The organism is Arthrobacter crystallopoietes BAB-32, assembly GCF_000328305.2.
In the GTDB taxonomy this organism is placed as follows: domain Bacteria; phylum Actinomycetota; class Actinomycetes; order Actinomycetales; family Micrococcaceae; genus Crystallibacter; species Crystallibacter crystallopoietes_A.
The window spans coordinates 16,287-30,707 of record NZ_ANPE02000077.1 but is presented as its reverse complement, the minus strand read 5'-3'; the positions used below and the strand labels follow the sequence as shown (position 1 = coordinate 30,707).

Sequence of the window (14,421 nt, the reverse complement as noted above, 5' to 3'; positions counted from 1 at the left end):
ACCTTCTTCAACGGCCTCGGCGGCAAGCTCGGCATCACCACCGGCACCGCCGGATCGTAACGACGACCCGTTCCAGCAGCCGGCATTCCGGAACCCCGCCCGCGTTGGGACGGTGGCACACAAACCGCCACCGCCCCAACCCGCAGCCGGGACTAGTTGGCCCCGTTACTCTCCCATCCAGAACCACGCCGGTGCCAGCACCGGGACCGCCATCATCCAGAGGATCACCATGAATCTCGCCCAACGTCTCCAGGCCGCGCGCGGAACCACCGCCGTCGGTTTCGAAGCGTCACACGGCAGGACTCCTGCCGGAAACACTGCCGCCGGAACTTCCTCCTTGGTTAGGGTTCCGGCACCGCTCGTGCAGGCCGACCGGCCCGCTGTTGGCTCCCCCCTTGCAGCGGCGGAAGCCAAGAAGGCGGACAAGACTGCCCTCAGCGCCCATCCAACGGCGCCGGTATCGGCAGCGTGGACAGCCAGCGCGCCCAAGCCTCAACCTCCTGTCCAGGATGCTCTGGGGAAGATGAAGGACCGGGCCGGCTCCGTCCTGTTCGAACGAATGGGCACGCGCCTGCTGGATTCCTCTTTGGACGAGGACAAGCTCCACATCCTCGTCCACGAAGAACTCGCCAAGGTTGTCGAAGAGGAGGAGGTTGCGCTCAGCAGGGATGAGCGGCAACGGCTCATCCGCGAAGTCAGCGATGACGTCCTCGGTTACGGACCGTTGCAGCGTCTGCTCGACGACGAGGACATCTCGGAAATCATGGTCAACGGCCCGGACATGATCTACGTCGAGCACAAGGGCAAGCTGACCCGCAGCAGCGCACGCTTTGTCTCCGAAGACCAACTGCGGCGCATCATCGAACGGATCGTCTCCCGGGTTGGCCGGCGTATCGACGAATCTTCGCCCTTGGTCGATGCGCGTCTGGCCGACGGATCCCGCGTCAATGCAGTCATCCCGCCTTTGGCCGTCAATGGCTCTTCGCTGACCATCCGCAAGTTCTCTACCGACCCGTTCCAGGTGCATGACCTGATCGGATTCGGGACCTTGTCCCCGGAAATGGCCGAACTGCTAAACGCCTGCGTCAAGGCACGCCTGAACATCATCGTCTCCGGCGGCACCGGCACGGGTAAGACGACCCTGCTCAATGTGCTCTCCTCCTTCATTCCGACCGGAGAACGGATTGTGACCATCGAGGACGCGGTTGAACTGCAGTTGCAGCAGGAACACGTGGTCCGGTTGGAAAGCCGCCCGTCGAATATCGAAGGCAAGGGTGAGATAACAATCCGCGACCTGGTGAGGAACTCCCTTCGCATGCGACCCGACCGCATTGTGGTCGGTGAGGTTCGCGGCGGGGAGACCCTCGACATGCTTCAAGCCATGAACACCGGTCACGACGGCTCCCTTTCGACGGTGCACTCCAACTCTCCCCGGGATGCCATCTCCCGCCTCGAGACCCTGGTCCTGATGGCGGGGATGGAGCTGCCACTGCGCGCCGTCCGGGAACAGATTGCCTCCGCCGTCGATGTCATCGTCCAGCTCACCCGGCTCCGCGACGGCACCCGCCGGGTCACTCACGTGACGGAGGTCCAGGGCATGGAAGGCGACATCGTCACCTTGCAGGATGCCTTCGTCTTCGACTATTCCGCTGGAGTCGACGCCGACGGGCGGTTCCTGGGCAAACCAGTTCCTACTGGCGTGCGGCCGCATTTCACCGACCGCTTCCGCGAACTTGGAATCGAGCTCTCCCCGGAGGTCTTCAATCCGTCTACCGCTCATGCTTCCGTTGCCCGAACGGCAGGACGATGACTGGAATGAGCACGTCCCCTGTGCTGCTCGTGGCAGGCCTTGTGTTGAGCTACTCGGCTTTGGGCCTGGTGCTGTTCATGGTGCTGTCCTCCCGAAGTTCCCGCCTGTCTACCGCTCGGCGCCGGGCTGCCGCCGTCGAGTCCGTTACGATGGTCAGCCGGGCCACGGCCTGGACCACGGCCAAGATCGAAGAGGTGCTAGCGCGCCGCAAGGAGACCCCGGCACTGGCAGGTGCGCTGGACAGCGCCGGGCTGAAGTTCAGGCCTGCCGAATTAGTAGTATTCGTCGCGGCAGGGTCTGCCATGGGAGGAGCCGTCGGTTTGCTGATGGCCGGCCCCCTCATGGGCCTCCTGCTGGCGGTTGTCGCGCCGATGGCCGCGAAAGTTGTCCTCGGCACACTGGCCAACCGCAGGAGGAGTGCCTTCGCCGAGCAGCTCGACGACTCGCTGCAGCTGTTGTCCAGCGGCTTGCGCGCGGGGCACAGCCTTCTGCGCGCCATCGACGCCGTTTCCGCAGACTCGCCATCTCCGACCTCCGAAGAGTTCACTCGCATCATCAACGAGACGCGGCTCGGCCGTGATCTCGGTGAATCCCTCAACGAGGCCGCCCGCCGGATGCGCAGCGATGATTTCTCCTGGGTAGCCCAAGCCATAGCAGTGCATCGGGAAGTGGGCGGGAATCTCGCCGAAGTGCTTGATCGCGTGGGACAGACTATCCGTGAACGGAACCAGATCCGCGGGCAGGTCAAGGCGCTCAGCGCCGAAGGCCGCATCTCGGCAATCGTGCTGATGGTCCTGCCGTTCGGCCTGGGGGGTTTCCTGCTCGTGGCCAGCCCGGGCTACATGAACGCATTCACTGAAAGCCCACTCGGTTACCTTCTCATCGGAGTCTCGGGCTTGCTCTTGGTTACCGGCGGCCTATGGCTGCGCAAAGTCGTCAGCTTCAAGTTCTAGCCGAAACGGAATCGAATCGATGCCACTCGTCGTCATTGCCTCAGCCTTGGCCATAGCCCTCTCACTTCCGCTCCTGGCATGGGCTGTCATAGGCCATCGCCCGCCGCACCGGGATGAGATCCGCGAAAACCTGACCCGCGGACTGACGGGCCAGCGGCATCCGGACCGCAAACGCGGCCAAAGGCTCGAAGCCTGGGCCAGCCGCTTCACTCCCGCGCGCATGGCTGCGCGGCTCGAGCGGCAGCTTGCGTTGGCCGGCCGTCCACCGGCTTGGCCTGTGAAGCGCTTGATGGCAGCTAAGATCGTCCTGGCTGCTGGCGGTGCAATCCTGGGATTGTTCTATGTCGCGGCGGGCGGCGGAGCGGGCCGGGTCCTTCTCGCCCTTGTGCTGACCATCGTTGCCTATTTTGTTCCGGATCTCCTGATTCACAGCAAAGGAACCGAACGGCAGGCCGCGATTTCGCTGGAGCTTCCTGACACCTTGGACCAGATGACTATCGCGGTAGAAGCAGGATTGGGTTTCGACTCGGCTATGTCGCGCGCTGGCCACAATGGAAAGGGACCGCTGGCTGCCGAGCTTGTGCGTACCCTCCAGGACATGCAGGTGGGCAGGTCCCGCCGGGAGGCGTATCAGGAACTGGCGGAGCGTACTACATCGAAGGACCTCCAGCAGTTCGTGCGTGCGGTCATCCAAGCAGACACCTACGGCGTGTCCGTTTCCGGTGTACTTCGGACCCAAGCTGCCGAAATGCGGTTGAAGCGCCGCCAGCGCGCCGAGGAAAAGGCAATGCAGATTCCGGTCAAAGTCATCTTCCCGCTCATGGTCTGCATCCTGCCGGTACTGTTCATCGCGCTGCTCGGCCCCGCCGCACTGAATGTCATAGAAACTCTCGGCGGATGAGCACCGGCCAGCCTTGGGCTTCTGCAAGATATCGGCAGGATTTGCTCAAGGGCCCTCGTCTCCCAGAATTTTCCAATTCCCGGAAAGTAGGCTGGAAAAATGTCCATCCGATCCTCGACGCCAGATAAGGGCGGTGTCTCCCATGTCTGCACATTATGGATCCCTCTCGAGGGTGGAAACGTGACGGCCTCTGACCCCTACCCCGACTTGCCCCTCATCGATCCCCACGTGCTCGAGGATTTGGCATCCCAATTGGAATCCACCACGCCTGCATTAACCTTCGCCCAGGATTTCGTCCTCGCTTGGCCGGGCAGGTGCGTCAGGCTCAGCGAGTCGGTCGCGGGCCGGGACCTGGCGGCGGCAATGGACGCAGTGCTCAGCCTCAAGATCGCCTCCACGATGGTGGGCGCGGCGAAGCTCGCACGACTTGCCTTGGATCTCGAAGGAGAAATCCGAGGAGACCAACTAGGCGACGCGAAGGAGACTCTCGTCCTTATCCGCGAGTGCGGCGACCGTACAGCGGCGCAACTCGAGCAAGTCCAGGCTGTGGAAGGATAAGAAAGGCGCTATTCCAGCCGCTTGGGGGCGAGCCGGTAGCCTACGCCCCGAACAGTCTGCAGCCAGCGCGGCTGTCGGGGATCCTCGCCGATCTTGCGGCGGAGATTGCCCATATGGACTTCAATGGCCCGCTCATCCGCCTCGCTGATATACGCATTATCCCGGTAATACTCCCCCCGGACCACGCGCACCAGATCGGACTTCGTCCGGACTGTTCCCCTGCTGCGGAGCAGCTCGTGGAGCAGATCGAATTCACTTCTGGTCAGACTTAGTTCGCTGCCGCGAAGCGTGGCGGTCCTGGTTTCCGGTACCAGGACGAGGCCGTTGTGCTCCATGCCCGGCGGCTGCAGAGCAGCCCGTTCGACCGTCGCAGGCAGCTCTTCGGCTGCGTTGCCCACCGGGCCTTGGGACGGCCGCGGCCGGCGTTGCATGGCGCTGATCCTGGCCCGCAGTTCACGCGGGCGGAATGGCTTTGTCAGGTAGTCGTCCGCTCCGGACTGAAGGCCAGTGAGTGTATCCAGCTCGTCCGAACGGGCCGTCAGCATCACTACATAACAGTCGCTGAATTCGCGAATCCGCCTCAGGACTTCGTAGCCGTCGATATCCGGCAATCCGACATCGAGGGTGACGACGGCGGCACCCTCCCGACGCACCGTTTCCACGCCTTCTTTGCCGGTCCCGGCGGCGTGGACGTCAAAGCCCGACTGCTGCAGCACAGCCAGCACAAGGTTGCGGATATCGGCGTCGTCCTCGATCACGACGGCAACCCCAGGCTCGGCCATAATTCTCCCTACTGCTTCCGGAACAACAATCTTCAGTCAACCGGCCGCGCCGGTGAACTCCAACCCTCAGAATAAGCCATATTTCTTCCTATTCCCGCGGATTGTCAATCGTTTAACACAATATGGTTCCGATTTGGCCTGAGGGAGCGTTTCCCAGACAACCAGTGCCTGCTGTCACGCAATAATGGCCAGGTGAATGCGAATTTTGTCAGGAGCTCCAGCAGCCGGCACCCAAACAATGGGCACCTCCTTGTGCATGATGGACCCTCATTATTCGACTTCAGCCAACTCTACCGAGGACTAAGCCTCCGAAAGCAGGTGGGTTATTCGCAGTTGCCGCTTTCGGTGATAATGACCGTCATTGCCGTCACCGCCCCCGCATTCCGCCCAGGCCTCCTGGATTCCTTCCTGTTCCAACTCGGCCTCCTGCTGCATGTACTCATTCTGGCGATGTGTTTCACTGTCCCGTGGCACCGCCTGCCTCCAGGTACCGTCCTGACGATCCCGCTCTGCGATTTTGTTGCCATTGCGGTTTCGCGAGCCGGCGCTGGTGACCTCCTTCCGGGGTTAGGTGTACTCGCCGTTTTCCCGGTGATTTGGCTTTCCGCTTCCGGCATGGCACCGAGAACCAGCGTCCTGCTGAGCATCCTGGGGCCTTTCCTGATTGTGATGCCATCTGCCCTGGCTGGCTTTCCGCAGGTCTCGGCGACAGACCTAACCAGCCTATTGCTCTTCCCCCTGATGATGCTGGCCGTGTCCTTAGCCATTCATTCCGCCAGCGCGAATATCAGGCAGCAGAAGAAGCAGTTGCTGGAAAAAGACCGGCAGTTTCGGATGCTGCTTAGCGAAAGCAGTAAGCGCGAACGCCTCCTGGAAACAATTTTGGATACCGTCGACGTCGGAATTGTCGCCGTCGACGCCGACGGCAGGCATATCCTGCGCAACCGCCGGCAGCGGCAGTTCGACCGGCTGTCCAGCCCGGAGCGCCTGCGGCAGCAGCCCGGGAAGGAACAGTCCTTGGTATTCGGGGAAGACAAGGTGACCCCGTTGCCGGCCGAGCGTCTGCCGATCCGCAGGGCGGTGCAGGGGGAATCATTTCGCAGCCAGCTGGTCTGGCTGGGCGAGAACGAGGGCCAAAGGGCGATTTCAGTCGCCGCCCGGGCAATGACTGACGAAACGGGGGACTTCGCTGGCTCGGTCATCGTCTTCAGTGACGTGACCGAATACATCGAGGCTCTGTCCGCGAAGGACGACTTCGTTGCCAGCGTGACACACGAGCTTCACACGCCGCTGACCTCGATTCTGGGGCATCTGGACCTTGTGGTCGAGGAGGAAGGTGCATTGCCACCGGAGGTGATCCGCCATCTTGGGGTTGTACAACGCAATGCGGAGCGCCTGCTGTCATTGGTATCCGACCTCCTGGTGACGGCGTCAGGAACCATGAATGTCCGGCCCCGCCGCACGAATCTGGCTGAAGTGGTGGAGATCAGCGTCGGCTCCGCCGGAGCTCACGCCAGCAGCGCAGGAATCACCGTCCGCAACCTCGTGCCGGATCCGCTGTGGGTTTACGCCGACCCTGCGAGAATAGGCCAGGTGCTCGACAATCTCCTCTCCAATGCCATCAAGTACTCGCCCGACGGCGGCACAGTGGAGCTGACTGCGTTCACATCCGAAGGAACGGTCAAGCTGGAAGTCAAAGACACAGGCATGGGCATGTCTCCTGCTGAAGCCGAGGCGGCCTTCTCTCGCTTCTTCAGAGCGGCGAAGGCAAGAGAGTCGGGGATTCCGGGAGTAGGCCTGGGCCTTTCGGTCACTAAGACCATCGTGGAAAACCATGGCGGAGCCATTACCTGCATAAGTTCGCTAGGAGAAGGAACCACCTTCACCGTGGCCTTGCCGGCTTCCCCAGCAGACGCCCCCTCTGATGCCATAAGAAGCGGTCGATGATCGCCTTACTGATCGCCGTTTGCATGTGCGCGGGAGCGGCGGGCGCATGGCTGCTGTTCGGCGCTGCACAGCAGGAATCGCGGACAGCACTGCCTCCCGGCTGGCGTCCTCTGCTGGCGGTCCTGACGGCAATCCTCTCCGGGCTGATGGCGTGGTGGGCCGGTGTTAGCCCGATGCTGCCCGCCTTCATGTACTTGGCAGTGATGGGCTCCCTCCTTGCCGCTGTTGATGCCCGGCATCAGTTGCTGCCGAACCGACTGGTCCTGCCATTCCTCATCGGTGCGTTCATCCTCCTGGGTCTGGCTGCTGCAGCATCGGGAGCGTGGACGCAACTTCTTGCCGGCTTACTCGGCGGAGCGGCTCTTTTCGCATGCTACTTGCTCATGGCGCTGGTCAAGCCGGGCGGAATCGGCATGGGAGACGTGAAGCTGGCTTCGGTTGTCGGTTTATACGCGGGTTACCTGGGACTGAACGCATGGCTGCTGGTGCTGCTCGGAGCCTTCCTGCTCAACACGCTGGCAATCCTCGCGTTGATGCTGGCACGGGTGTTGAAGAGGAACTCGGATATACCGTTTGGGCCAGCGATGATCGCTGCAGCTTTGCTCGCACCTCTGGCGGCCTAGAGGTCCGATTCAGAGCGGCCGGCTACTCGGCATCCTCAGTTCTTTTGGCGCGCGTTTGTTCAGCGCGTTCGAGAAGCGAGCTGACAGGCGGGTAGGCGACCTCCTCGAGGACGAGCGGGTGCGGCGGGGCAAGCTTCGTTTTCGAGTCGCGGACCTTTGCGGCGAGGCGTTCGGCGAGCCAAGCCGGCTCGTGTTCGCCGGTGCCGACCATAAGCGAGGCGCCGATGAGGGCACGGACCATGTTGTGGCAGAAGGCGTCCGCCTGAACTGAGGCGGTGATGACGCCGTCTTCGCCTCGGCAGAACTCGAAGTGCTGGAGTTCGCGGATGGTGGTGGAGAATTCACGCGGCTTGCAGAAGGACAGGTAATCATTGACACCCAGGATCTTGCTCCCGGCTTCGTTCAGGACTTCGACGTCCAGGGCATGCTTGTGCCAGAGGGTGATATTGCGGGTCAGCGGATCCCAGTTCCGGGGGCGATCGGCAATTCGGTAACTGTAGCGGCGCCAAAGGGCAGAAAAGCGGGCGTCGAAACCTTCCGGGGCGAGGCCGGCGGTGTGGACTTCGATGGCGCCGGCTAGGTCGCGGTACGGGACAGGGGCGCCGACCCGTCCTCCGAGCACTTTTGCCAGCACACCCCGCAGCCGGCGAACCAGGGAATCAGCAGGGTCGATGTCGCGGCCGCGCGCGAGGGCTTCCCACTCCCCTGGCTCGACGTCGAAGTGCACGACTTGCCCGCGGGCGTGGACGCCGGCGTCGGTCCGTCCGGCGACGGTCAGCCGGACCGGTCGGCGGACAAGGGTCGCCAGACCCTCCTCGACAGCCCCCTGCACTGTCAACAACCCCGGTTGGGTTGCCCACCCGCTGAACGCCCCGCCGTCGTACGCCAAATCCATCCGGACACGCAGAAGCCCGCTGTCCGGGTTCGGGACGGCGGGCTTCCGGGAGTTCATACCCTCCATGTTAGAGGGAACGGGAAGTTACTTCTTCTCGTCGTCCTCCGGAGCAGCCTCGTCGGCTTCCACGGCGGCATCCTCGGTGACCTCGGCATCTTCGGTGCGGGTCTCGGGGATGTCGGCGGACTCGGTCGACTCTGCGGACTCGCCGGACTCAGCCGACTCGGGCGATTCCGGGGACTCGGTCTCGGCAACCGGAGCCGGAGCAGCGGTCTGGGCAGCCTTCTCGGCTTCCTTCACCACGGCCTGCTTCGGAGACAGCGGCTCGAGCACCAGTTCGATGACGGCCATGGGTGCGTTGTCGCCCTTGCGGTTGCCGATCTTGGTGATGCGGGTGTAGCCGCCTTCGCGGTTCTCCACTGCCGGGGCGATGCCGGTGAACAGCTCATGGACGATGCCCTTGTCGCTGATCGAGGCAAGCACGCGGCGGCGCGAAGCCAGGTCTCCGCGCTTGGCGAAGGTGATCAGGCGCTCGGCGTAGGGGCGCAGGCGCTTGGCCTTCGTGACGGTGGTGGTGATCCGCTTGTGCTCGAACAGCGATGCAGCCAGGTTGGCGAGCATCAGGCGCTCGTGGGCCGGACCGCCTCCGAGGCGCGGACCCTTAGACGGGGTAGGCATTATGTTTTCTCCTCAAATGGTGCCGCTTGGCGCAACAAAAGCACCATGGCGGCAAAAATTCCTGCGTTTTAGAGTTCGTCCTCGCCGAAGGCTTCTTCGTCCTCTTCGATGGCTGCGGCACGCGCGGCCAGGTCGAAACCTGGAGGGGAATCCTTCAGGGACAGTCCCAGTTCCACCAGCTTTGCCTTGACCTCGTCGATGGACTTGGCACCGAAGTTGCGGATGTCCATCAGGTCAGCCTCGGAGCGGGCAACGAGCTCACCCACGGTGTGGATGCCCTCACGCTTGAGGCAGTTGTACGAACGCACGGTCAGCTCAAGGTCCTCGATCGGCAGCGCCATGTCGGCTGCCAGGGCAGCGTCGGTGGGGCTCGGGCCGATCTCGATACCTTCAGCCTGGGTGTTCAGCTCGCGGGCCAGACCAAACAGCTCAACCAGGGTGGTTCCGGCAGAGGCGACGGCGTCGCGCGGTGCGATGGAATCCTTGGTTTCGACGTCGACGATCAGGCGGTCGAAGTCGGTGCGCTGCTCGACACGGGTCGCCTCAACCTTGAAGGTGACCTTCAGGACCGGCGAGTAGATGGAGTCGACCGGGATGCGGCCGATTTCCGAGTCGCCGGACTTGTTCTGGGCTGCGGAAACATAGCCGCGGCCGCGCTCGATGGTCAGCTCGAGCTCGAACTTGCCCTTTTCGTTCAGGGTGGCGATGTGCAGGTCCGGGTTGTGGAATTCCACGCCGGCCGGCGGTGCGATGTCCGCGGCGGTGACGACGCCGGGGCCCTGCTTGCGCAGGTAGGCCACGACGGGCTCGTCATGCTCGGAGGAGACAGCCAGGTTCTTGATGTTCAGGATGATCTCGGTGACATCTTCCTTCACACCCGGAACGGTGGTGAACTCGTGCAGGACCCCGTCGATCCGGATGCTGGTAACGGCGGCACCGGGGATCGAGGACAGCAGGGTACGGCGAAGCGAGTTGCCAAGGGTGTAGCCGAAGCCCGGCTCCAGCGGCTCGATGACGAACCGGGAGCGGTTGTCCGCTACTACTTCTTCGGTAAGAGTTGGGCGCTGTGCAATGAGCACTTAGATTTCCTTTCAGCGAGCGTCCGCTATATGACGCAACACGAATTGGTGGAAAAGAACGGCTAGTCAGCCGGGAATGGCACCTTCAGCCGCCGCAAGGATCCCCCGCATTTCCGGGGGATCCTCGACGGCGGCCGAAGGAACCGGAACGACTGATTAGACGCGGCGGCGCTTCGGGGGACGGCAACCGTTGTGGGCGCTGGGGGTGACGTCCTGGATGGAGCCGACCTCGAGGCCAGCGGCCTGCAGCGAACGGATGGCGGTTTCGCGTCCCGAACCCGGGCCCTTCACGAAGACGTCGACCTTCTTCAGGCCGTGCTCCTGGGCGCGCTTGGCAGCGGACTCGGCGGCCATCTGCGCAGCGAACGGGGTGGACTTGCGGGAGCCCTTGAAGCCGACCTCACCGGCCGAAGCCCAGGAGATCACAGCACCGGTCGGGTCCGTGATGGACACGATGGTGTTGTTGAAGGTGCTCTTGATGTGCGCCTGTCCAAGCGCAATATTCTTCTTGTCCTTGCGACGCGGCTTGCGGACCGCTCCACGAGTCTTGGGGGGCATGTATTTCTCCTACAAAGTGTGTTGGTAGCTAACGGCCAGCTGGTTTAGCGGCCGGCCTTCTTCTTACCGGCGACGGTGCGCTTCGGGCCCTTGCGGGTACGAGCGTTGGTCTTGGTGCGCTGTCCGCGGACGGGCAGGCCACGGCGGTGGCGGAGGCCTTCGTAGCTGCCGATCTCGACCTTGCGGCGGATGTCGGCGGCAACCTCACGGCGGAGGTCACCTTCTACCTTGTAGTTGCCCTCGATGTAGTCACGCAGCTGCACGAGCTCCGCATCGGTGAGGTCCTTGACGCGGGTGTCCGGGTTGATGCCGGTCTCCGCGATGGTCTGCTCTGCACGGGTCTTGCCCACGCCGTAGATGTAAGTCAGGGCGATAATTACCCGCTTTTCGCGGGGAATATCTACGCCAGCGAGACGAGCCATATTGGCGGTTCTCCTTGTTGTATCCGGAGGTCTGGAGCAGCACAGTCCTGGTTCCCAGGTCCCCGGCCTCCGTGCCCGGGGGTATGCAGGTTGCCCTGCTGTACTGCCGTTATTGAGTTACTACGCGCGCGCAAAGCGCCCCTGCCGAAGCAGGGAGCTTAGCCCTGGCGCTGCTTGTGGCGCGGGTTCTCGCAGATCACGATGACGTTGCCCTTGCGACGAATCACCTGGCACTTGTCACAAATCCGCTTGACGCTCGGCTGGACCTTCATGGTTTTCCTTTGCGTTATTTGCAGTTGTTGCTTGCGTAACTACTTACGGCCCCCGCAGTTGCCCGCGGGGCATAAGTCTTTACTTGTAGCGGTAGACGATACGGCCCCGGGAGAGGTCGTACGGGCTGAGTTCCACTACCACCCGGTCCTCGGGGAGGATCCTGATGTAGTGCTGACGCATCTTTCCCGAGATGTGAGCAAGCACAACGTGTCCGTTAGTCAGCTCAACGCGGAACATCGCATTGGGCAGAGCTTCCTGCACAGTGCCTTCAATCTCAATGACACCGTCTTTCTTAGCCATATCCTCCGCTAACGTCAGTAACCACCACAGTTGTGGGGCTGGAATTTTTGGGTTTGTTCGCCTCGGAACCTTCTGCGGAGCCACCGTTTCCGGCAGATTCCGGCCCGAAACAGGGCACGAAAGTAGAGACAACCAACAGACAACTGTACCCCAGAAGGCCGCCTAAGTTAAATCGGGATACTTTGCAAGTACGACGGCGGGTGTTTCCACTGCTTCGGCACTCGCCACCGCGTCCGCTATGGCCAGGCGCACCGCCTCGGCCGCCAGGATCTGCAGCTCCATCCGCGGATCGGCGTCCTCGCCGAAGGCCAGTTCCTGCCTGCAGGTGGCCAGGGCGAAAATGACATCGCCGTCGGCCAGCGTGTGCGAGGGACTCAGCGCCCGGGCCAGGCCGGCGTGCGCGGCCGAAGCAGTCCGGGTGGCCTGGGCCGGATCCAGCACCGCATTCGTGGCCACCACGCACAGCGTCGTGTTCAGCGGTCCGCGCTGCCCCTGCTCCACCGCCGAGCGTGCCGCACCGCCGAATGGGATGGGGGCGCCGGCGGCGTTCGCGACGGCGAGGGCTCCCACCACGATGTCCTCGTTCGGCCCGGCCATCCGCAGCGATGCCGTTCCCACTCCCCCTTTGTAGCGGCGGAAATCCACAGCGGCCCCGGCACCGGCGCCGGCATTGCCCCGCCGCACCGCTGCAAACTCCTGTGAGGCACCCGCTGCCGCTGCGGCGTCGTACCCCATTTGCTCGGTAGGCCGGGCCATGACGTCCCCGCCGCGCCCTAGGTCGTAGATCGCCGCGGCGGGAACGATTGGCACCACCGCCTCCCGCGTGCGGAAGCCGCGGCCCTGCTCCTCGCACCAGCGCTGCGCCCCGTGCGCCGAGATCAGCCCGAACGCGCTGCCGCCGGTGAGCACCACTGCGTCGACCTCGGGCACCAGCGTGGTGGGATCCAGCGCGTCCGTCTCGTGCGTGGCCGGCCCTCCCCCGCGCACATCCACCGCGCCGACCGTGCCCGGCGGCGGCAGCACGACCGTGACGCCGGTCAGCCAGCCGTCCCCGATCCGCTCGACCTGGCCCACCCGGATCCCGGGAACGTCGGTGATGGAAGACATGGTTTCATCCTGCCATGACGTTCCACGCCCCGAGGACAGGGTTCGCCAGGGCACACGCTGCGGTGCCATTATGAGGATGCGCCCATACCGCTCTGGAACGCAGGAGCATCGCGCACATCCAGGTCAGCATCTGCTGCCGGACCGGCACCATCAAAGGAGATGCCATGCCATTGGCAGTGTTCGAGATTGAGATGTACGGCGTCGCTCAAGGGCGCTCAGCAACTGCGCCGGCCACTTTGATCAACGTGTATGGGAAGGTCGCCGCCTCCGGACACCGGAACTCGGCTCAGCTTTTCTATTCCCCCACCTATAGCGCTCTGAGCGGTGTCGTGCATAACGTCGGAGTAAGCACATCCGGCATCCAGATCCTGGCGGGCCTTCCGTACGAAGATTTCACGCGGATGTACGACATCCTGCGGAACGAGGCTCCAGTGCACTTATGGTCCGACTACGGGGCAAGCCCGAGCACGTCGAAGCCGCTGAACTTCGTCGGCATCTTGAGCGGTTCGTCCGAAAAACCGGGCGAGGGAATGTCGGACCCCGACTCGGTCAAGCAGTTCATCCGCTTGGCGTCCGAGGACCTGCCGGGTTCTTCATCCACATAAACCAGTCCGACGCATAGGCGGCCTCGAACACCCTGATTCAGACGAGGGCGACGGGGGTGACGCCGAGCGGGGCGAGCTTTGCGGCGCCGCCGTCCTCGGCGGTGAGGACCCAGATGCCGCCCTCGTGCACGGCCACGGTGTGCTCCCACTGGCAGGAGCGGGAGCCGTCCGTGGTGACGACGGTCCAGTCGTCGTCGAGGACCTTGGTTTCGATGTCCCCGCGGACCAGCATGGGCTCGATGGCCAGGCACAGGCCCGGGCGGATCTTGGGACCGCGGTGCTTGCTGCGGTAGTTGAGCACGTCCGGGGCCTGGTGCATGGCGGTGCCGATGCCGTGGCCGACGTAGTCCTCAAGGATGCCCAGCGGCTTGCCGGGGACGCTGCTGACGTAGTCGTCGATGGCGTTGCCGATGTCCCCGACCCGCGAGCCGGTGGCCAGGGCGGCAATGCCCCGCCACATGGCTTCCTCGGTGACGTCGGAGAGGCGCTGGTCTTCGGGGTCGGCCGTCCCGACGATGACGCCACGGGCGGAGTCGCCGTGCCAGCCGTCGACGCTGCAGCCTCCGTCGATGGAGAGGATGTCGCCGTCCTGCAGGATCTTGCCGCCGGGGATGCCGTGGACGACCTCGTCGTTCACGGAGACGCAGACCGTGGCGGGGAAGCCGTGATAGCCCTTGAAGTTGCTCTTCGCGCCCTCGGCATCGAGCACGGCTTCGAAGGCTTTGTCGAGATCCGCTGTGGTGGCGCCAACGACGGCGGCGGCTGCGGCAGCGTCGAGGGCGCGGCTAACCACGAGGCCGGCTTTGCGCATTCTGCGGATCTGCTCGTTGGTCTTGTATTCGATGCTGGGCTGGCCGAATGCCATGTGGTTACGTCCTTCTGGAGCTGCGAAGACCGCAGGCCCTGTCCGGAAGAACAGGGCCTGCGGCT

Annotated in this window: 17 protein-coding genes; 7 read left to right on the top strand and 10 right to left on the bottom strand. The window is 63.5% G+C overall.

The genetic code is table 11. The annotated features are described in order from the left end of the window. The first annotated feature begins 229 nt into the window (after nt 1-229). From D477_RS04790 to D477_RS04775, 4 genes are all read left to right on the top strand, one after another. Nucleotides 230-1,810: a CpaF family protein gene (locus D477_RS04790; protein WP_190273520.1), complete on the top strand. Its 1,581-nt coding sequence runs from the start codon at nt 230-232 to the stop codon at nt 1,808-1,810. 5 nt (nt 1,811-1,815) lie between these two features. Then, nucleotides 1,816-2,763: a type II secretion system F family protein gene (locus D477_RS04785; RefSeq protein WP_237740705.1), complete on the top strand. Its 948-nt coding sequence runs from the start codon at nt 1,816-1,818 to the stop codon at nt 2,761-2,763. A gap of 289 nt (nt 2,764-3,052) precedes the next feature. Continuing rightward, nucleotides 3,053-3,664 carry a type II secretion system F family protein gene (locus tag D477_RS04780; protein ID WP_237740704.1) on the top strand — a complete coding sequence of 204 codons (612 nt, stop codon included), beginning with the start codon at nt 3,053-3,055 and terminating at the stop codon, nt 3,662-3,664. A 180-nt stretch (nt 3,665-3,844) separates the two neighbouring features. Continuing rightward, nucleotides 3,845-4,222, top strand: a complete 378-nt coding sequence (locus tag D477_RS04775) for a hypothetical protein (RefSeq protein WP_005267767.1) — start codon at nt 3,845-3,847, stop codon at nt 4,220-4,222. 8 nt (nt 4,223-4,230) lie between these two features. Here the strand turns inward: D477_RS04775 and D477_RS04770 are convergent, their stop codons facing one another. Further along, complete coding sequence (locus tag D477_RS04770; protein ID WP_005267766.1) at nt 4,231-5,004, bottom strand: response regulator transcription factor; 774 nt, start codon at nt 5,002-5,004, stop codon at nt 4,231-4,233. Nucleotides 5,005-5,322: 318 nt separating this feature from the next. On the opposite strand from D477_RS04770, the gene D477_RS04765 reads away from it, so the two are divergent. Both D477_RS04765 and D477_RS04760 read left to right on the top strand, forming a co-directional pair. Then, complete coding sequence (locus tag D477_RS04765; RefSeq protein ID WP_237740703.1) at nt 5,323-6,951, top strand: sensor histidine kinase; 1,629 nt, start codon at nt 5,323-5,325, stop codon at nt 6,949-6,951. Further along, complete coding sequence (locus tag D477_RS04760; protein ID WP_005267764.1) at nt 6,948-7,574, top strand: prepilin peptidase; 627 nt, start codon at nt 6,948-6,950, stop codon at nt 7,572-7,574. The genes D477_RS04765 and D477_RS04760 overlap by 4 nt, the downstream gene beginning before the upstream one ends. A gap of 22 nt (nt 7,575-7,596) precedes the next feature. On the opposite strand, the gene D477_RS04755 is transcribed toward D477_RS04760, so the two are convergent. From D477_RS04755 to D477_RS04720, 8 genes are all read right to left on the bottom strand, one after another. After that, complete coding sequence (locus tag D477_RS04755) at nt 7,597-8,526, bottom strand: tRNA pseudouridine synthase A (protein ID WP_005267763.1); 930 nt, start codon at nt 8,524-8,526, stop codon at nt 7,597-7,599. Nucleotides 8,527-8,553: 27 nt separating this feature from the next. Beyond that, entirely contained in the window at nt 8,554-9,147 is a 594-nt protein-coding gene (gene rplQ, locus D477_RS04750) for a 50S ribosomal protein L17 (RefSeq protein ID WP_043845666.1), read from the bottom strand. Nucleotides 9,148-9,215: 68 nt separating this feature from the next. Beyond that, the gene (locus tag D477_RS04745) at nt 9,216-10,226 is read right to left on the bottom strand and encodes a DNA-directed RNA polymerase subunit alpha (RefSeq protein ID WP_005267761.1); all 1,011 of its coding nucleotides are present in this window, start codon (nt 10,224-10,226) and stop codon (nt 9,216-9,218) included. 156 nt (nt 10,227-10,382) lie between these two features. Then, on the bottom strand, nt 10,383-10,784 hold the full coding sequence (gene rpsK / locus D477_RS04740) for a 30S ribosomal protein S11 (protein ID WP_005267760.1): 402 nt from the start codon (nt 10,782-10,784) through the stop codon (nt 10,383-10,385). Between the two features lie 44 nt (nt 10,785-10,828). Then, a complete protein-coding gene (gene rpsM, locus D477_RS04735; RefSeq protein WP_005267759.1) occupies nt 10,829-11,206 on the bottom strand; it encodes a 30S ribosomal protein S13 in 378 nt (125 codons plus the stop codon). A gap of 158 nt (nt 11,207-11,364) precedes the next feature. After that, entirely contained in the window at nt 11,365-11,478 is a 114-nt protein-coding gene (gene rpmJ / locus D477_RS04730) for a 50S ribosomal protein L36 (protein WP_005267758.1), read from the bottom strand. A 79-nt stretch (nt 11,479-11,557) separates the two neighbouring features. Next, on the bottom strand, nt 11,558-11,779 hold the full coding sequence (gene infA / locus D477_RS04725; protein ID WP_005267757.1) for a translation initiation factor IF-1: 222 nt from the start codon (nt 11,777-11,779) through the stop codon (nt 11,558-11,560). Nucleotides 11,780-11,941: 162 nt separating this feature from the next. Further along, nucleotides 11,942-12,886, bottom strand: a complete 945-nt coding sequence (locus tag D477_RS04720; RefSeq protein ID WP_005267756.1) for a P1 family peptidase — start codon at nt 12,884-12,886, stop codon at nt 11,942-11,944. 164 nt (nt 12,887-13,050) lie between these two features. Between D477_RS04720 and D477_RS04715 the strand changes: the two genes are divergently transcribed. Continuing rightward, the gene (locus D477_RS04715) at nt 13,051-13,491 is read left to right on the top strand and encodes a hypothetical protein (protein ID WP_043845664.1); all 441 of its coding nucleotides are present in this window, start codon (nt 13,051-13,053) and stop codon (nt 13,489-13,491) included. Nucleotides 13,492-13,528: 37 nt separating this feature from the next. On the opposite strand, the gene map is transcribed toward D477_RS04715, so the two are convergent. Beyond that, complete coding sequence (gene map, locus D477_RS04710) at nt 13,529-14,356, bottom strand: type I methionyl aminopeptidase (protein ID WP_005267754.1); 828 nt, start codon at nt 14,354-14,356, stop codon at nt 13,529-13,531. Nucleotides 14,357-14,421 lie beyond the last annotated feature (65 nt).

What these genes read in the sequence shown, in the direction of transcription:
- rpsK (WP_005267760.1), bottom strand. Translation starts at nt 10,784, where the DNA reads ATGCCCCCCAAGACTCGTGGAGCGGTCCGCAAGCCGCGTCGCAAGGAC.
- rplQ (WP_043845666.1), bottom strand. Translation starts at nt 9,147, where the DNA reads ATGCCTACCCCGTCTAAGGGTCCGCGCCTCGGAGGCGGTCCGGCCCAC.
- D477_RS04790 (WP_190273520.1), top strand. Translation starts at nt 230, where the DNA reads ATGAATCTCGCCCAACGTCTCCAGGCCGCGCGCGGAACCACCGCCGTC.
- map (WP_005267754.1), bottom strand. Translation starts at nt 14,356, where the DNA reads ATGGCATTCGGCCAGCCCAGCATCGAATACAAGACCAACGAGCAGATC.
- rpmJ (WP_005267758.1), bottom strand. Translation starts at nt 11,478, where the DNA reads ATGAAGGTCCAGCCGAGCGTCAAGCGGATTTGTGACAAGTGCCAGGTG.
- D477_RS04755 (WP_005267763.1), bottom strand. Translation starts at nt 8,526, where the DNA reads ATGAACTCCCGGAAGCCCGCCGTCCCGAACCCGGACAGCGGGCTTCTG.
- infA (WP_005267757.1), bottom strand. Translation starts at nt 11,779, where the DNA reads ATGGCTAAGAAAGACGGTGTCATTGAGATTGAAGGCACTGTGCAGGAA.
- rpsM (WP_005267759.1), bottom strand. Translation starts at nt 11,206, where the DNA reads ATGGCTCGTCTCGCTGGCGTAGATATTCCCCGCGAAAAGCGGGTAATT.
- D477_RS04760 (WP_005267764.1), top strand. Translation starts at nt 6,948, where the DNA reads ATGATCGCCTTACTGATCGCCGTTTGCATGTGCGCGGGAGCGGCGGGC.
- D477_RS04780 (WP_237740704.1), top strand. Translation starts at nt 3,053, where the DNA reads ATGGCAGCTAAGATCGTCCTGGCTGCTGGCGGTGCAATCCTGGGATTG.
- D477_RS04785 (WP_237740705.1), top strand. Translation starts at nt 1,816, where the DNA reads ATGAGCACGTCCCCTGTGCTGCTCGTGGCAGGCCTTGTGTTGAGCTAC.
- D477_RS04720 (WP_005267756.1), bottom strand. Translation starts at nt 12,886, where the DNA reads ATGTCTTCCATCACCGACGTTCCCGGGATCCGGGTGGGCCAGGTCGAG.
- D477_RS04715 (WP_043845664.1), top strand. Translation starts at nt 13,051, where the DNA reads ATGCCATTGGCAGTGTTCGAGATTGAGATGTACGGCGTCGCTCAAGGG.
- D477_RS04770 (WP_005267766.1), bottom strand. Translation starts at nt 5,004, where the DNA reads ATGGCCGAGCCTGGGGTTGCCGTCGTGATCGAGGACGACGCCGATATC.